This is a genomic window from Erwinia phyllosphaerae, from assembly GCF_019132875.1.
Classification (GTDB): Bacteria; Pseudomonadota; Gammaproteobacteria; order Enterobacterales; family Enterobacteriaceae; genus Erwinia; species Erwinia phyllosphaerae.
In genome coordinates this window covers 606,485-626,125 of the sequence record NZ_JAHSPF010000001.1, presented here as the reverse complement: position 1 = coordinate 626,125, position 19,641 = coordinate 606,485, and the positions used below count along the sequence as shown (strand labels likewise).

The following is a 19,641-nucleotide window of genomic DNA, read 5'->3' as shown; positions in this document are numbered from 1 at the left end:
ATTAAAGAAGAACAGGCGGTGCAAAGCGTGGCGGATAACCTGTTGCAAACCCAGAGTCATGCTGACCTTTGTGTTAATAACCTGAAAAAACGGCGCTGTTAATCAAATATTGCAGCTAAAGGGTATTTTACAGACAACTCCTGGCTTGCCAGGTTTTATGCTGGCTTAACTCAAATCATTGGTGCAGGGTAAAAAATAGCCAGAACCAGAGGGAATACCCTCGTTTTTGCCGGACGTTATTTGCACAGCCCGATAACCTCAGGCCTGCGCGGATTTTTGGCAATTGATAGCATTATTTTTCATTCTCCATAACAAATATCACGCAGGAATTTCCCTCTTACCTGCCAAATATTTTCATTATTTTTACATTTTCGTAAAAATATTCCTTAAGTTAAATCAAAATTTTAACCCAAACCGGACGAGTATTTTTGCCTCTCTTTGACAATCTGAGCCAGCATAGGCTAAACGATTTGATTAAAAATTTTTATCGTTTGGATAAGTATTAATCAAGCCGACCGGCTAAATTTTTCTTACTATCAAAAAAAGAAAAGTTAAAAAAAATAGTTAATCAGCGCGTTATTTTAGGTTGTTTTTAACACGCCGACCCGTTAGTCCCCCTTTTTCACCAGGTAAATCAGTCAGCCACAAGGCATGACGACCATTTACGTTGCGCGCGAAAGTAAAGTTTTATTGATGCTTTCGCGCGGGACACTCAATGTTTGGTGTACAAGAGGTTACTATGGCTCAGCTTACCGACGGCAGCGTGGAGATCCTTTCCCGCGATAATGGCAATGTCCTTTCCCAAATCGCTGCTGGCAGTTCGAATAATACCGTTCTCCTGAATCAACCCAGCGTGGTACGTATCCACGGCACCCGTGCAATGGTGACCGAGTTTGAGCGCCAGGGTAACGACCTCATTGTGCATATGCGCGACGGCAGCGTAAAACGCTACCAGCAGTTCTTCTTTGACGATGTTGATGGCGACCACAGCGAGCTGGTTTTTGACGATGGCGTCCATCCTCCTGAACACGCTCTGTTTCCGGTAACGACAGAGTTTACCGATGCGCAAGCGGTAATGGCTCTGACGCCACAGTATGAATCCCTTGGCTCGCTCGATCCGCTGCTGCTGGCCGATACCGGTGCGACTACGGGGGTTGTCACCGCGGCGGGTATTGGCGCGCTGGGCCTGGGCGCGGCAGGCGTTGCCGCTCTGGCTAACGGCGGTGGCGGCGGTGGCGGTGGCGGGAGCGATACGACCGCACCGGTTACACCAGCCATTACCATCAATCCTTTTACCGGCGACAACGTGATCGCGGTAGCGGAAAAAAGCTCAGCCCAGACGCTGAACGGGACCACCACCGGGACGGAAGCAGGCAATACCGTAACCATCGTACTGAACGGCGTTACCTACACCACCACGACAAACGCAGACGGCAGCTGGAGTATCACCGTTCCCGCCGCCGCGCTGGCCGCCTTGCCGGATGGCAGTAACACGCTGACCGTAAGCGTCACCAACAACGAGGGCGTCACCAGCACGGCCAACGATACCTTCACCGTGGAAGCCGGGACGGTTACGCCGACCACGCCGACCATCGCCATTGCTACCTTTGCAGGCGATGACGTACTGGATAATGGCGAACAGCAGCTTGCCCAAACCGTTAGCGGCACCACCACCAACGTGCAGCAGGGCCAGACCGTCACCGTTACGCTGAACGGTCAGACCTATACGGCAACCGTTGACGCTAACGGCGCCTGGAGCGTAGCCGTCCCGGCCACGGCATTGCAGGCGCTGGCGGCCGGTACGACGACAATTACCGCCACCGTGACCGATACGGCGGGGACCGCGGCCACCACCACGCATGACTTTACCGTTGACGCAGCAGCTGCCGTGCCAACGCTGACCATCGCTGCCTTCGCGGGCGACGACGTTCTGGATAACGGCGAACAGCAGCTTGCCCAGGCCATCAGCGGCACCACCACCAACGTGCAGCAGGGCCAAACCGTTACCGTTACGCTGAACGGCCAGACCTATACGACTACCGTAGATGCCAACGGCGCCTGGAGCGTAGCCGTGCCGGCCACGGCATTGCAGGCGCTGGCGGCCGGTACAGCGACCATTACCGCCACCGTGACCGATGCGGCGGGTACGGCAGCAACGGCCACCCACGACTTTACGGTAGCGGCGGCTGGCGTACCGACCCTTGCCATTGCTGCTTTTGCCGGTGACGACGTGCTCGACGGCGCAGAGCAGCAGCTGGCGCAAACCATCAGCGGTACCACCACCAACGTGCAGGAAGGCCAGATCGTTACCGTTACGCTGAACGGCCAGACCTATACGGCAGCCGTCGACGCTAACGGTGCCTGGAGCGTAGCCGTACCAACGACCGCCTTGCAGGCGCTGGCAGCGGGGACGGCGACCATCAGCGCCACGGTGACCGATACGGCAGGCACGGCGGCAACGGCAACCCATGACTTTACCGTAGAATCTCCTGCCGTCAGCAGCATCAGCGTTAGCCAGCTGAGCGATGACGGCTATCTGAGCATTGCGGACGCGCAGTCTGACCTGACCGTTTCCGGCTTTTCTACCGGCCTCACTGCCGGAACCGTTATCCGCGTAACGCTGGGTGGTCGTTCTTATAACGCTACCGTAGCGAGCGACGGGAGCTGGAGCACCACGGTTCCGGCTGCCGACCTCCAGCAGCTGTCGCAAGGATCGAACCTGCTCATTGCTTCCGCCACGCTGGCAGATGGCACCGTAGTTCAGAACAGCTCTGCCGCTTCGCTTAACGTCATCACCACGGAACCCGATGCCGGAATCAATACGCCTTTTGGCGACAGCGTACTCAGCGGTAGTGAAACGACAACGGATCAGACTCTGTCAGGAAATACCGGCGTAACGGGAGCCGGGCAGGCGGTTGTGGTCACGCTGGGCAGCGTCGACTATACCGGAACGGTAAACAACGACGGTAGCTGGACCGTTTCTATTCCCGCCAACGCGCTGCAAAACCTGCCGCAGGGCAGCAATGAGATTAGCGTAGCGGTAACCGATCCTGCCGGTAACACCAATACTTCCACCACGCCGGTCAACGTCGTTACCGCAGCGCCAGCGCTCACCATCACGCCGTCCGATACCACGCTGAACCAAAGCGATATCACTCAGCCGCTGGTGGTTAGCGGGGTCAGCAGCGGAAGCCAGGATATTGCCGTCACGCTGAATGGCGTAACCTATACCACCACCGTTAATCCGGACGGCAGCTGGAGCGTCAACATTCCCGCTTCCGATCTCCAGCAGATCCCTAACGGCGATTACACCGCCAGCGTGGTCTCTACCGACAGCTACGGCAACAGCAATACGCAAACGCTGCCGGTAACTATTGATGCCGCGTCGCCAACGGTTACGGTTAATACGCTGAGCGATGACGGCTATGTTAACGCCAGCGAGGCCACTCAGCCGCTGGAAATCACCGGTACCACCCAGCCAGGCACCTCGGTGCTGGTTCGTTTCGATAGCGTTGATCTGACGGCCACTGTTGATCCTGTCACGGGCAACTGGACTGCAACCTTAAGCGCAGACGATCAGGCGGGCATTGCAGATGGCTCCTACGTCGTTACCGTTATCGCGACCGACGCGGCAGGAAATATCGGCCAGACCTACACCACGGTAACTTTTGCTACCACCACGCCGGTTATCACCGTTAATGATTTAACCGCCGACGGAAGCCTTGACGGCGCCGAAGTGGCGGTTGACCAGGTTCTGACCGGCACCGTCACTCATGTTTCAGCGGGCCAGCCAATTACGCTGACGCTGTCAGACGGCACTACCTTTAGCGGCACCGTAGAATCTGGCGGCGGCTGGAGCGTTACGCTGCCCGCCGCCACGCTGTCGGCGCTGGCTAACGGTACGCAAAGCTATACCGTAACCGTCAGCGATACGGCGGGAAATAGCGGCACGGCTACCGGTTCCTTTGACGTTGCGGTAGATAACAGCGTCGCTACGCTTGCCGTTTCCCCGGTCAGCGGTGACAACGCGCTGAACGCCACCGAAGCGCAGTCGGATTTGGTTATCAGCGGCAGCAGCGCCGGTCTGGCCGCCACGACGCCGCTAACCGTTACCTTTAACGGCGTTGACTATGCGACATCCGTCAATGCCGATGGCACCTGGACCGTGACCGTACCGGCCTCGGCGCTGACGGGGATCGCCAACGGTAGCTATACCATCGCCGTAACCGGAACCGACGCGGACAACAATGCGGTCACCAGCAGCAGCGACCTGACCGTTCGCACCTCTTTCCCGGCAGATATCATCGTTAATTCGCCGTTTGGCGACGGCATTCTGAACGCGGCTGAAAGCACCACGGCGCAAACGCTGACCGGCAACAGCGGCGTAAATTTTGCCGATCAGGCGGTGACGGTGACCGTTGATGGCATTTCTTACGCGGCAACCGTCGATACTTTTAGCGGCAACTGGAGCGTGGCCCTGCTGCCTCCGGCGCTGGCATCCTTGCAGGACGGCACGGCCACCATTGTCGTTACGGTAACCGATTCACTGGGCAATACGGCATCAGGCTCTACGCCGTTTACGGTGGACACTGCCACTCCTGCGTTAAACGTCACCGTGCCGGGCGATAACGGCACGATTAATAGCCAGGCGCAAAACCAGCCGCTGGCGGTCAGCGGGACGGCGGAAGCGGGCAGCACTATCCAGGTGGCGCTGGACGGCGTCTCTTATGTGACGGCGGCCGATGCTAACGGTGCCTGGAGCGTAAATATCGCGCCATCCACGCTGCAAACGCTGGGCGACGGCAAATACGATATCACCGTAACCGCGACGGACGCAGGCGGCAATCAGACCACCTCGCTGACGCCGCTGATCATTGATACCACCGCGCCTGCCCTGGCGGTTGCGCCGATTTCCGGCGACGGTTATCTCAATGCGGCAGAGCACGCCGCCGCGCTTGACGTAACGGGCACGGCCGAAGCGGGCTCTGCCGTGGCGGTATTGCTAAACGGCGTAACCTATAACGGGACGGCGGACGCTAACGGCAGCTGGAGCGTCAGCGTACCGGCCAGCGACGTCAGCGCGCTGACGGACGGAAATTACAGCGTCACCGTGCAGGCGACGGACAGCGCAGGCAACGTCGCTTCTGCTCAGCAGCCGTTAACGGTTGTTGCCTCAGCGTCCGCGCAGCCTACGATCACCGTTGATGCCTTTACCGGCGACGGCGTACTGGACGGTGCCGAACAGGATCTTAACCAGCTGGTTACCGGCACCACGACCAACGTGCAGGCCGGGCAAATTGTGACGATGACGCTGAACGGCGCGCAATATACCGGCGCGGTACAGGCGGACGGCACCTATAGCATACTGGTTCCCGCCACGGCCTATTATGGCGTAGCTAACGGCGCGCAAACCTTTACCGTAAGCGTGGCCGATACCGCCGGAAATACCGCCACGGCCGCCAGCGGTTTCACTATTGATAACACCTTCAGCGCCATCGCTATTGGCGTGATCAGCGATGACAATGCGATTAACGCTACCGAAGCGCAAAGCCCGCTGGTGATCCACGGCAGCACGCGCTTTGTCTCTTTCGGCGCGCGTATTCTGGTGCGCTTTAACAATACGAATTATGAAACTACCGCCAACAGCGACGGCAGCTGGAGCGTTACCGTTCCTGCCAGCGCGCTGAGTACTCTGACCAACGGTAACCAGACGGTAACGGCAACGGCAACCGATGAGAACGGCAATCAGGTCACCACCACGCAGAGCCTGGATTCCGCCGTTAATCCTGATTTTACCGTCACGCTGAATGAGCCATTTACGGACGGCGCGCTGAACGGCAGTGAAGCGGCGGTCGATCAGCAGCTCACCGGCACCACGGGTATCACCGGCAGCGGCCAGGCGGTTAGCGTTGTACTGAACGGGGTCACCTACGCCGCTACCGTTGACGCAAACGGCAACTGGTCAGTGCAGCTGCCAACTGCGGTATTGCAGGGGCTGCCGCAGGGCGATAACACGCTGACCGTTACCGCTACCGATCCCGCAGGCAATACTTCTTCACTGACCAACACCTTTACCGTTGATACTTCTACACCAACGCTGACTTTGGATCCTATCGCAGATGATAATCGCCTGAATCTGGCGGAGCAGAGCCAGGGCGTCACCCTGACCGGCAATGGCGCAGAGGGCGACGTGGTCACGCTGGTGCTGAATAACATCACCTATACCGCGACGGCCGATGGCACCGGCACCTGGAGCATCGACCTGCCAACCTCAGCGCTGCTGGCGCTAACCGACGGTAGCTACAACGTATCGGTCAGCATCACGGATGCCGTAGGCAATGTTTCCTCACTGGTGCGCACCCTGGATGTCGATCTGACGCCGCCAGCGGTAACGGTAAATACGGTCGCCACCAATGGTTACCTGAACGCTGCCGATGCCAGCCAGCCGCTGGTCATTAGCGGGACGGGCGAAACCGGCAACACGATTAACGTCGAACTGAATGACACCACCTATAACGTGGTAGTTGGCGCGAACGGCCAGTGGACGCTTACCGTTCCCAATACGGCCGTTAACGCGCTGGCAGACGGAAACTATACGCTGAACGTGACCGCTGCCGATCCGGCCGGCAATACGACAGCCACCAGCACGTCGCTGACAGTAGATACCAGCGCGCCGACCATCACCATCAACAACGTTACCAGCAACAACATTATTGATGGTGCCGAACAGCAGACCGATCAGCTGCTCACCGGGACGGTAGCGAATGCGGAGGCGGGACAGCCGCTGACGGTCACGCTAAACGGCGTGGAATACACCACCACGCTACAAAGCGGCGGCGCCTGGCAGGTTACCATTCCTTCCACAGATCTGGTTGGGCTGGCAAACGGGACGCAAACGCTTAGCGTCACCATCACGGATGTGGCAGGTAACGCCGCCACCACCACCAAAACCTTTACCGTTGATAATACGCTCAGCAGCGTCGCCTTCGATCCGCTTAGCACGGACGGTTATCTGAACGCCACCGAAGCGCAGACCGACCTGACGGTAACCGGTTCCACGGCCAACGTAGCGGAAGGCAGCACGGTCACCTTCACGCTTGGCGGACAGGACTATACGGGCACCGTTGCCGCTAACGGTAGCTGGACGGTCACCGTTCCGGCCACGGCATTGCAGGCGCTGGGCGAAGGGCCACAAACGGCCACGGCCAGCGTGCTGGCAGCAAATGGCGACACGGTTACCAGCGAAAATACGCTGAACGTCTATATCGATCGCGTTCCGGATCCTTCGCTGCAAACGCCATTTACCGACGGCGTGCTGACTAACGATGAAGCGGCGGTAGCGCAGACGCTATCGGGCGCTACGGGTGAACAGGGCGATGGCCAGACCGTGACCGTGACTCTGGGCGGCACGGACTATACCGCCACCGTTAACAGCGCCGGCAACTGGACGCTGAACCTGACGCCAGCCGAGCTACAGGCGCTGCCGCAAGGGCAGTCGGAAGTTACGGTGACCGTTACTGATGTGGCGGGCAACACTTCGACTATTACGCCTGCGCCAGTCATTACCGTCGCGACGGCGCTGCCAACGCTGACGCTAAATCCGCTGGCGGGCGGTGATAATGTTATTAATGCCGATGAGCAAGGCAATCCGCTGGACGTCAGCGGAACGGGCGCGGCAGGCGACAGCATTACCGTTGCGCTCAATGGCGAAACCTATACCACCACGGTGGCGACGGACGGCAGCTGGAGCGTGACCGTTCCGGCTACCGCTCTGGCGGCGCTTGCCGATGGCTCATATGCGCTACAGGTTAGCGCCAGCGATGCCTATGGCAACACTTCTACGCAAAACGTAGGGCTTGCCGTTGATACCGCCGTGCCGACCTTTACGGTCGATCCGGTAACGGGCGATGACACCATCGATCGCGCCGAGCAGACCCAGGCGCAAAATATTACCGGGACGGGCAGCGAAGGCGACACCATCGCGGTAACGCTGGGCGGGGATACCTATACGACGACGGTTGGCGCAGGTGGCCAGTGGACGGTAAGCGTACCGGCCAGCACGCTGGCAAACCTGACGGAAGGCGACAATACGCTGACCGTTACGGCGACATCGCCAGCGGGCAATGCCACCACCCAGGATACGACTATCACGCTGGATACGGCGGTAGCTACCACGCTGATCGTTAATCCGATTACCGGCGACGACCTTATCAATGCTACCGAAGCCGCGCAGGGCTTCAGCGTGACCGGCAGCGTGCCGGACGATACTACCGCCGTCGTCGTAACCTTCAACGGCACGGATTATCCTGCCACCGTCGCCGCCAACGGTTTATGGAGCGCGGCGATTCCGGCGACGGCGCTGGCAGGCGTGGCGGACGGCGATTATCAGCTGACCGTGACGGCAACACCAGCCAGCGGCGGCAGTCTTGCCCAGCCTTATACCCTTACCCTGGATACCACCGCGCCAGCCTTAACCGTCAACGCTATTGCCGACGATAATTTCCTGAACGCTGCCGAACAGGTGCAGCCGCTGGATATCACGGGAACGGGCGAAGCGGGCGACAGCGTGCGCGTGACGCTGAACGGCATCGTTTATACCGCCACCGTGGCCAACGACGGCAGCTGGACGGTCACCGTTCCGGCCACGGATACCCTTGCGTTAACCAACGGCAGCTATCCGGTGGCCGTCAGCGCCAGCGACCCGGCAGGCAATATCACCACGCAAACCAGCACGCTTGCGGTCGATCTGAGCGCGCCAGCGCTGACCGTCAATCCGCTTAGCGGCGACGGAATATTAAACGCGGTGGAGCAAACCCAGCCGCTAACCGTCAGCGGGACGGCGGAAAATGGCGCGGCCATTACCGTCACGCTGGAAGGCACCGACTACACCACCACCGTTGGCGCTAACGGCCAGTGGACGCTGGATATTCCTTCTGCCGACCTGGCCGGACTCACTAACGGTGACTATCAGCTGACCGTAGCGGTGGCCGATGCGGCGGGCAACGTCACTTCCCGCGCGAGTACGCTGACCGTGGTAGCGGATGCCGACACGTTGCCGACGCTGACGCTGGACAACTTTGCGGGCAACAATATCCTTGATGGCGCAGAGCAGCAGGTTAACCAGACGATTAGCGGCACCACGACCAACGTTCAGGCGGGCCAGGTGGTCACCGTCACGCTAAACGGAACGATTTATAACGGCATCGTGCAGGACAGCGGCGCCTGGAGCGTGACCATTCCTTCATCCGTGCTGGAACAGCTGTCCACGGGCACGCAGACCTATAGCGTTTCCGTTGGTGATACGGCAGGGAATTCCGCCAGCGTTACCGGCAGCTTTGATATCAATACGGACATCAGTTCCGTCGCTATCAATACGATCAGTGATGACGGCTATCTGAATGCCGCCGAAGCGCAGAACGATCTGACCGTCAGCGGTGCCGTTTCTAACATCCCGGAAGGCAATACCGTGACCGTCACGCTGAACGGCGTGGACTATACAACGCAGGTCGCCAACGGTAGCTGGACGCTGACGGTGCCAGCGGCGGATCTGGCGGCATTGCCTGAAGGGGCTGCAACCGTCAGCGCCAGCGTGAACGATATTGACGGCAATGCCGTAACCAGCAATGCCACGCTAAACGTTGCCATTACCACGCTGCCAGCGGTGACCACGGATACGCCATTTACCGACGGCACGCTGAACGCCGACGAGGCCGCCGTGGCGCAAACGCTGACCGGCACCACTGGCGTCACCGGCGACGGCCAGAATGCCAGCGTAGTGATTAATGGCGTCACCTATACCGGTACGGTCGACGGCGACGGTAACTGGAGCGTTATTGTTCCGGCCAACGTCTTGCAGACGCTGCCGCAGGGCGACACTGTCGCTATCGTTACGGTTAGCGATGCGGCAGGCAACATTGCATCGTCCAGTCTGACGTTGAGCGTAGACACGCAGGCACCCGCCGTTAGCGTTAACGATATTGCCGGAGACAGCGTCCTTAACGCGACTGAGCAGGCCAGCGATCTGCCTGTCAGCGGTACGGGCGAAGCGAATTCCGCCATCGTCGTCACGCTTAACAATGTTAACTACACCACCACGGTTGGCACAGACGGTAACTGGACGTTGAGCATTCCGTCCGCCGATCTGGGGAATCTGGCGGACGGTAGCTACGTCGTCACCACCACCGCAACCGATGCGGCGGGCAACACCACTACCACCGACAGCCCGCTCACCGTCAAAGCGAGCCCTGCCGGACAGCCGACCATTACCGTTGACGCTTTTGCCAGCAACGACACGGTAAACGGCGCTGACCAGCAAACCACGCAATATCTGAGCGGCACCACGACCAATGTAGAAGCGGGCCAGCAGGTGACCGCGACGCTGAACGGCGTAGCGTACTTCACCCGCGTGCTCGCCAGCGGCGCATGGCGCATTGCTATTCCATCCTCGGCGCTGGCCTCGCTGGCTGACGGCACGGCTACCTTCAGCGTGGCGGTCAGCGATGCGGCGGGCAACGCCATCACCACCAGCCACGAGGTTACCGTCGATGCCACTGCGGCGGGCGTCAGCATCGATCCGCTGAGCACCGACGGCTATCTGAACGCGGCGGAAGCGCAGGATTCATTAATTGTTACCGGCACCACCACTGGCGTAACGCAGGGCGCGACGGTCACGGTCACCTTTAACGGCCAGACCTTTACCGGCGTCGTGGGAACCGGCGGCGCATGGAATGCGGTTATTCCGGCAGCGAGCCTGGCCGGACTGGCGGATGGCGCTAATACGTTGACCGCCAGCGTCACCGACGCGACGGGCGCGACCACCACCAGCACGGCAACGCTAAACGTACAGGTTAACAGCTTGCCGGCGGCCACGGCCGACGCGCCGTTTAACGATGGCACGCTTAACGGCACCGAGGCGGCGACCGCGCAGACGCTGACCGGTACAACGGGCGTTACGGGCGACGGTCAAACCGTGACCGTTGTGGTTGGGACAACAACCTATACCGGCATAGTGGATGCGGCGGGTAACTGGAGCATCAGCGTACCGGCAGCCGAACTTCAGGCACTACCGCAGGGCGCGAATACGTTACAGGTCACGGTTGCGGATGCGGCTGGCAATACCAGTACGCTGGCAGTTCCGGTCACTGTAGATACCGTTGCGCCAACGGTAACGCTTAATACCATAGCGGGCGACGGCGTGGTGAACGCTACCGAGGCGGCGGCCGATATTACCGTCAGCGGCGGCAGCACCGGTGCGGAAGAGGGCCAGCTCGTTACCGTAACGCTGAGCGGACAAAACTATACCACCACCGTGGCGGCCGACGGCAACTGGAGCCTGGCTCTGCCTGCCGGGCTGCTGCAGGCTTCGCCAGACGGGACTTATCCGCTGACCGTCAGCCTGACCGATGCGGCGGGCAACGTTGGTACGGCCGCGACGGCCGTCACCCTGGTGACCGTTGCGCTGCAGCCGACCATCAATACACCGTTTGTCGATAACTATCTGAACATTGCTGAATCGCAGAGCGATCAGACGCTAAGCGGTACCACTGGCGTAACCGGCGCAGGCCAGACGGTCACGGTTAACCTTGGCGGCACGGATTACACGGCCACCGTGGATGCTAACGGTGGCTGGACGCTGCCGGTAACGGCGGCCACGCTACAGGCGCTGGGTGAAGGCATCCAGACGGTGACCGTCACCGCCGCAGATGCGCAAGGCAATACGGGGGTGATTGCTACTTCTGTTAACGTCGACTTTACGGCACCGACGCTGGCCATCGCTCCGGTTGCGGGCGATAACATTATCAACGCGGCGGAAAGCGTCGGGCCGGTGGCCATCACGGGAACCGCTTCGGCGAGCGAAGCAGGCCAGCTGGTTACCGTCACCTTTAACGGCGTCAACTATCAGCAGACGGTGCAGGACGACGGTAGCTGGACGGTTAACCTGCCATCCAGCGTGACGCAAGGGATTGCCGACGGCGCGTACCCGGTCAGCGTCAGCCTGACCGATGCGGCTGGCAACGTCACCACCCAGGCCCTGACGGTAACGGTTGACGCCAGCGTCGCCAGCCAGCCGACTATCGCGCTGGATCCCGTCAGCGGCGACAGCTATATCAACCAGGCCGAGGCGGCGCAGGATCTTACTTTGACCGGCACCACCACCAACGTTACCGAAGGCCAGACCGTGACCGTCACGCTTAACAGCCTGACCTATACGGCGCTGGTGCAGGCGGACGGTAGCTGGACGGCCACGGTTCCGGCTGCGGACGTCAGCGCACTGCCGGACGGCGCGCAAACGCTCACCGTAGCGGTAGCCGACGTGGCGGGCAATACGGGCAGCGCTTCCGCCGACTTTACCGTGGTGGCGCAGGCCGCCGATCTGCCGACCATTACCATCGATCCGGTGACCAGTGACGACACGGTTAACCTTGATGAAGCGCAAAACGACGTGCAGATCACCGGCACCAGCCAGAGTATTGCGGCAGGCGATAACGTGACGGTAACGCTGAATGGTGCCACCTATATCGGCACCGTAGACGTGGACGGCAACTGGACGGCCACGGTTCCGGCAGCGGCCATACAGGCGCTTTCACAGGGAACCAATACGGTTACCGCCAGCGGCAATGACGTGGCGGGCAACACGGCAACGGCCTCTTCTGACTTTACCGTTGATACCACGCCGCCGCTGCTGGACCTCACGTTAAGCTCCGGCACCGACAATATATTGAACGCGGCGGATGCGGCGGCTGGCCTGGTGGTAAGCGGCACCACTGACGCGGGTCTGCCGGTCAGCATCACGTTAAATAACAAAGTCTATGCGGCGACGGCAGATGCTAACGGTGCATGGAGCACGACGATTGCCAGCGGCGATCTGCAGGCGCTGAGCGATGGTTCCAACCTGCTTATCGTGGTGGTGACGGATGCCAGCGGCAACGTGGCGACCAATATCACCGACCTCACCGTTGCCGTTAACGTGCTGCCAACGCTGACCCTGGATACGCCGTTCGTCGACGGTCTGGTCAACGCCACCGAGGCGGCCACAGAGCAAACGCTAACCGGTACAGCCACCAACCTGGCGGAAGGCTTGGCGGTAACGGTGACTGTCGGAGACCAGACCTTTAACGGCACGGTGGCGGCAGACGGCACCTGGAGCGCCACCGTCCCGGCGGGTTCTCTGGCCGCGCTGGCCGATGGCACTTATCAGCTAACGGTTGCCAGTGCGGATGCCGCAGGCAACCCGGCCACGGCTCAGGCCAGCGTCGAAGTGCTGGCGACCACGCTGCCAGCCGTCACTATTGCCACTCCGTTTGTGGATGGTTTGCTGAATGCTACCGAGGCGGGGGTCGATCAGGTTATCAGCGGCACCACCGGCACCACTGGCGCTGGCCAGACCGTAACCTTAACCATTGATGGCAATGCGGTTGCAACCACCGTAGACGCCAGCGGCAACTGGACGGCGACGCTGACGCCAGCCCTGGCCGCCACGCTGGGTAATGGCGAGCATACTATTAACGTTACCGCTGCCGATGTGGCGGGTAACACGGCAACGAACGCGTTGACCTATACCGCTATCGTCACCGGTCTACCAGCGCCAACGCTGACGCAGCCTTTTGTCGACGGCACCCTGAATGCGGCAGAAGCAGCGGCGGGACAGACGCTGGATGGCTCAACGGGCATCACCGGCGCGCAAACGGTCACCGTGGATATCAACGGCACGGCTTATCAGGCCACGGTCGATACCGCTACCGGAGCATGGACGCTGCCTTTAGGCGCGGACGTACTCACCGCGCTGCCGGACGGTACTTTGCCGGTAACGGTAACGGTGACGGATGCGGTAGGTAACGTAGCCACGGCCACCGATTCAGCCGTGGTAGTGGTCAATACGCTGCCTGCGGTCACCATCGATCTGCCGTTTACCGACGGTCAGCTCAACGTGGCCGAAGCGGCAACCACGCAGACGCTAAGCGGTAATACGGGACTGACGGCGGCTGGCCAGACCGTGACCGTAGCCATTGACGGCGGTACGCCATTGACGGCCACGGTAAACGACAACGGTAACTGGACGCTGGATCTCACTTCTGCCCAGCTGACGGCGCTGGGCAGCGGCACGCACACCTTTGCGGTAACGGCGACGGACAGCGCGGGCAACGCCGATACGGCTACGCTGGATGTTAATGCGCTACTGGCATTGCCGCAGCCAACCATTGGATCCCCGTTGTTTACCGATGATATTTTGAATATCGCGGAGGCTGGCTCGGCGATCACGCTGACCGGTACGACTGGCGTAACGGGGGCTAACCAGGGCGTACAGCTGCAAATTGACGTGGCGGGCATCGTCTATACCGGTACGGTTGACGCCAACGGTAACTGGGCGGTTGCTTTACCGGCAGGCGCATTAAGCTCGCTGGATAACGGTACTCATTCAGTTAGCGTCACCGTGATCGACGCGGCAGGCAACACCAATACCAGTACGCTTGACTTTACCGCGGCGCTGACCGCACCGACGCCGACGCTGGATGTACCTTTTGACAACAGCTATCTCAGCGCGGCTGACGTAGCGGCAGGGGCGGCGCTGACCGGCGCAACCGGCTTAACGGGCGACGGCCAGACGGTCACGGTCACGCTGGGCGGCAACAATTATGCTGCTGCGGTAGACACGGACGGCAACTGGACGCTGGCGCTAACGACGGCGCAGCTGACTGCCCTGGGCCAGGGCTTGCAGAACTATACGGTGGTCGCGGCGGACGTGGGCGGTAATACCGCTACGGCGGCGGGCAGCTTCACGGTGGATACCGATATCCCGACCATCACTATTGCCGCATTAACGGGCGACGGCGCGCTGGATTACCAGGAAAGCCTGACCACGCAGACGCTGAGCGGGACCACTACCGGCGCACAGGAAGGTCAGCTGGTGACGGTAACTATCGGCACGGCCACCGTTAACGGCGTGGTCGCCGCAAACGGCAGCTGGTCGGTCAACCTGACGCCGGAAATCCTGGCGCAGCTCGGCACCACTGGCGATACCGGTACGATTACCGCCTCGGTAGCGGATGTGGCGGGTAATACCGGCACGGCAACCGCCAGCGTGGCGGTCGATCTGACGCCGCCAGCCACGCCGCTGCTGATACTGGATCCGATTTCCGGTGACAACATTATTAACAGTACCGACGGCGCGACGCTGACGCTGACCGGCAGCTTCGCCAATCTGCCGACCACCGGCGGTGCGGTGGCGGGAACGGTAACCGTCAGCATCAACGGCGTGGCGCAAACCGGCACGGCAACGGTCAACAGTCAGGATGGCACCTGGACGCTGACGGTGCCGAATACCACGGCCAATATTGCCGAGGGCACGGCTACCGTCACAGCGACGCTGACCACCGATCAGGGCACCACGCTGAACAGCACCAGCCAGGTGCTGGTTGACCGCATTGTACCAACGGTGACCATTAACGCCTTTGCCGATGACAATGTGCTTAACAGTGCGGAAGCGGCGACCACCCAGACCATCAGCGGTACGGCTTCTGCCAGCGAGGCGGGCAGGGCAATCACGCTGACGCTGAATGACAAAACCTACAGCGCAGTAGTGCAGGCGGACGGCAGCTGGTCAACGACGGTAGCGTCGGGCGATTTGCAGGCGCTGGCCCAAAGCAGCCAGACCATCAGCGCCAGCCTGACCGATGCGGCGGGCAACACCGGCACGGCGGCGCTCAATTTTGCGGTAGATACCGCCGCGCCGTTGATTCAGGTGAACGCGCTGCTGGGTGACAATCTGCTTAACGCCACGGATATTCTTGCTACCCAGACCGTGACCGGGACAGCGACCGGAGCCGAAGGCCAGACGATTGGCCTCTATCTTGGCGACGGCTCGCCAATTGCGACGGCCGTGGTTAACGCTGACGGCACCTTCAGCCTTAACCTCACGCCAGAAGTCCTTGGCAGTCTGGCGGACGGCGCGCTGGTCTTCGGCCTGCGCGTTAGCGATGCGGCGGGTAACGCCACCGACGCCACGCTGACGGTTAACAAAGTTGTCAACGCCGCGCTAAACCTGGTGGTGGATTCTGTCTTCGGCGATGGCTTCCTGAACGCGACGGATACTACGGTGGCGCAAACTATCACCGGCCTGGCTTCTTCTGCCGGCACGGGCGCTACGGTTTCGCTGACGCTGGGTGGCACCACGCTCACCGCTAACGTAGGTCAGGATGGCCGCTTTGCGCTGGTCGTGCCGCCGAGCCTGCTTGGTTTACTGAGCGACGGCGACACCACGTTAAACCTGACGCTGACCGATGCGGCGGGCAACACGCGTACCGTGGGCGAAACGGTCACCGCGATTCTGGAAGCGCCAACGATTAGCGCGCTCACCGGACTGTTTGGCGGCGATAATCTGCTGAATATTGCGGAAGCCGCCGTGGCGCAGACGGTCGGCGGGACGATTAACGGCACGGCTGGCTCCGCCGTCACCGTCACGCTGGGCAGTAAATCCTATCAGACCACCTTACAGGCTAACGGTGCCTGGAGCGTCAGCATTCCGGCGCTGGATCTGGCGGCGTTAACCACCGGCAACCAGACGCTGGGCGTTTCGGTCACCGATGCGGCGGGGAATACGGCTTCTACCTCAACCACTATTGGTATCTTCACCGCGCAGCCGACTATCACGCTTAACCCTGTTTTCGGCGACGGCGTCCTGAATATTGCCGATGCGCTGGTTAACCAGACCATCAGCGGTACGGTGAGTAACGTAGCGGCAGGCTCGACTATTAACCTGACGCTGGGCAGCTCTACCATTCAGGCTACCGTAGGGCAAAACGGCACCTTTACCGCGACGGTTACGCCGGACATTCTGGGTACGCTGACCAGCGGTAACCTTACCGTGGGTGCCAGCGTTACCGATGCGGCAGGCAACACCGCGACCACAACCGGTAACCTGGTGGCGAAACTGACCGCGCCGGTAATCAATATCGCCGAACTGTTTGGCGACGGCCTGCTGAACGTGGCGGACGCGGCGCTTGGACAAACGGTGAGCGGCACCATTGCTAATGCCGAAGCGGGCGATCGCGTGGTAGTGACCGTGGGTGGGACTCAGCTTGTTACCACTACCGCGGCAAACGGTGCGTTTAGCGTGACGCTGACGCCAGCAATACTGCAAGGTCTGGCAGACGGTAATTTAACGGTAGGCGTCAGCGTTACGGACAGCGCGGGCAATACCAGTTCCGCCACCGCTGGCGCGGTCGTGGGCATTAACGCGCTGCCGACAATTACGCTGAACCCGGTGTTCGGCGGCGATGGCGTGCTGAACCTGGTCGAATCGCTGTCAACGCAAACCATTAGCGGGACGGTCAGCAACGTTGCGCAAGGGTCAACGGTCACCATTAATCTGGGCGATACCGTTGTCACGGCGACAGTGGGTGCAAACGGCGCTTATAGTGCCCAGGTCACGCCAGCTATTCTGAGTACGCTGCTGGACGGCAACCTTACCGTTGGCGTGTCGGTTACCGATGCGGTTGGCAACGTTGCCAGCGTCAGCACTGGCGTTAAGGTGGGTATTCATACCACGCCAACCCTGACGGTCAACACTGTGTTTGGGGATAGCGTACTCAGCGCGAACGATATCAATACCGTGCAGACGATCAGCGGTACGGCCCGCAACGCCGCGACCGGATCGATTGTTACCGTAACGCTGAACAGTAAAACCTATACCGCCACGGTTAACAGCAGCGGCGGCTGGACGCTCAACGTGCCGAAAGCCGATCTCAGCGCATTGCCTAACGGCGTGCTGACGGTCAACGCCTCGGTGACCGACAGCGCCTATGGCAACACCGCCACCAGTACCGGAACGCTGGTCGTTATCGCCCAGACGCCGCCATCGGTGACTATCTCTTCCATCTTTGGCGATGGCTTGTTAAGCGCGGTGGATGCGCAGTCTGCGCAAACTATTACTGGTTCGTCAACCAACGCCGAGGGGTCGATCCTGACCGTTCGCGTAGGGACTTCGACTACCTTAACTACCACTATCAGTGCCAACGGTACGTGGAGCGTATCGGTTCCGGCTACGGTGCTGGCCGCGCTGGCGGATGGCACGACTACCGTGACTGCGAGCGTTACCAACGCCGTAGGCAATACGGGTTCAGGTACGGATACGGCAGTGGTTAAAACCCACTCGCTGCCCACTATTACCATTACCAACAGTACGGTATTTGGTGGCGACCACTATCTAAACCTTAGCGAAGCCAACATTGCAGAAACCATCAGCGGCACATCAACCAATGCGGTCGGCAGTACGGTAACGGTCAGCATTGCGGGTAATACCTATACCACTACGGTGGGCACGGGCGGCGCGTGGAGCGTCTCCATTCCTTCCGCTACCTTAAAAGGCATTGCCGACGGCAATTACACTATCACCGCGACCGTCACCGATGCCGTAGGCAACACGTCAACCGGCAGCGATACCTTTACCGCAGTCACGCATAACCTGCCGGCGATTGGCGTCGATCCGGTGCTCAGCCTGGTTAACGTCTTAGTGTCTGGTTTAACCGTCACGGGCGGCACGCTGAACCTGGCGGCGGGCACCACGCTACACGTCACGCTGAACGGCACCACGCTAAACGTTGTTACCGACGCAACTGGTCGTTACAGCGCGAAGTTCACCGGTACGGTGTTAACCGCGCTGAGTCTGAATTCGATTGTTACCGTGACCGCCGTGGATGCGGCAGGCAACCCGGCGTCGACCAGCAATACGCTGCTGCTGGGGTCCGTGCTGCCCTCCAGCGCTACCTCAACGGTAACCGCAACGGCAGCCACGACGCTGCTGGCCGTCGCGGCGGATGACTCCACCGCCGTTGCCGCAACGGATACCAGCGACTCAACGACGGCTACGGCGGCCACGGTCACGGTCACGGCAAAAGTTGCCGTAGCCGCCGCGAGCACCGACACCAGCCATACCGATAGCGCCACCGCGACCGCCAGCAGTACGGACAGCACCGCGACCACGACGACGTCAGAAGATACGACTACGGCTACTGCCGTCGCCGATGACAGCAGCTACACCATCGGCGGCCTGGTGGTGACGCTGGCGGATGGCCATACCGAGGAGGGCGCTTCGGTGACGGGCGGCAGCGGCAACGACACGGTCACGCTGAACACGCTGAACTTTACCCATATCGACGGCGGGGCGGGCACCGATACGCTGGTGCTCAGCGGCGATAACATGACGCTGGATCTCACTACCCTGGGCCTGAAAGTAGAGCATATCGAAATCATCAACCTTGGCAGTAGCGGCACCAACAGCGTCAAGCTTAACCTTAACGAGGCGCTGAATATTACCGACAAACAGACTGACGATCTGATGATCAAAGGGGTAACGGGCGATCAGGTTACGTTGGCTAACGGCGACGGCGGCACCTGGGCAGCCACGGCGCAGCGTACGGTTGACGGTCAGGTTTTCGACGTTTACCACAACTCCGCGCTGGCCTCGACCAACACGCTGGGTGATGTGCTGGTGCAGCATAATCTCCAGGTACACGTTGTGTAACAAAGGTTTCCCTGCGCAAGGGCGGTTGTTCTTGCGTAGGGCGTCTACAGTTAAGAAGGAATTATGCTTTATGCTGACAGGGTGTCATATACAAAAAATTACAATGTAAAGATTTAGTTATC

General features: G+C 60.3%; 1 protein-coding gene. It reads left to right on the top strand.

Features of this window, described 5'->3' with window-relative positions:
- The first annotated feature begins 739 nt into the window (after positions 1-739).
- Complete coding sequence (locus KUE00_RS02640; protein ID WP_246757931.1) at positions 740-19,519, top strand: Ig-like domain-containing protein; 18,780 nt, start codon at positions 740-742, stop codon at positions 19,517-19,519.
- Positions 19,520-19,641 lie beyond the last annotated feature (122 nt).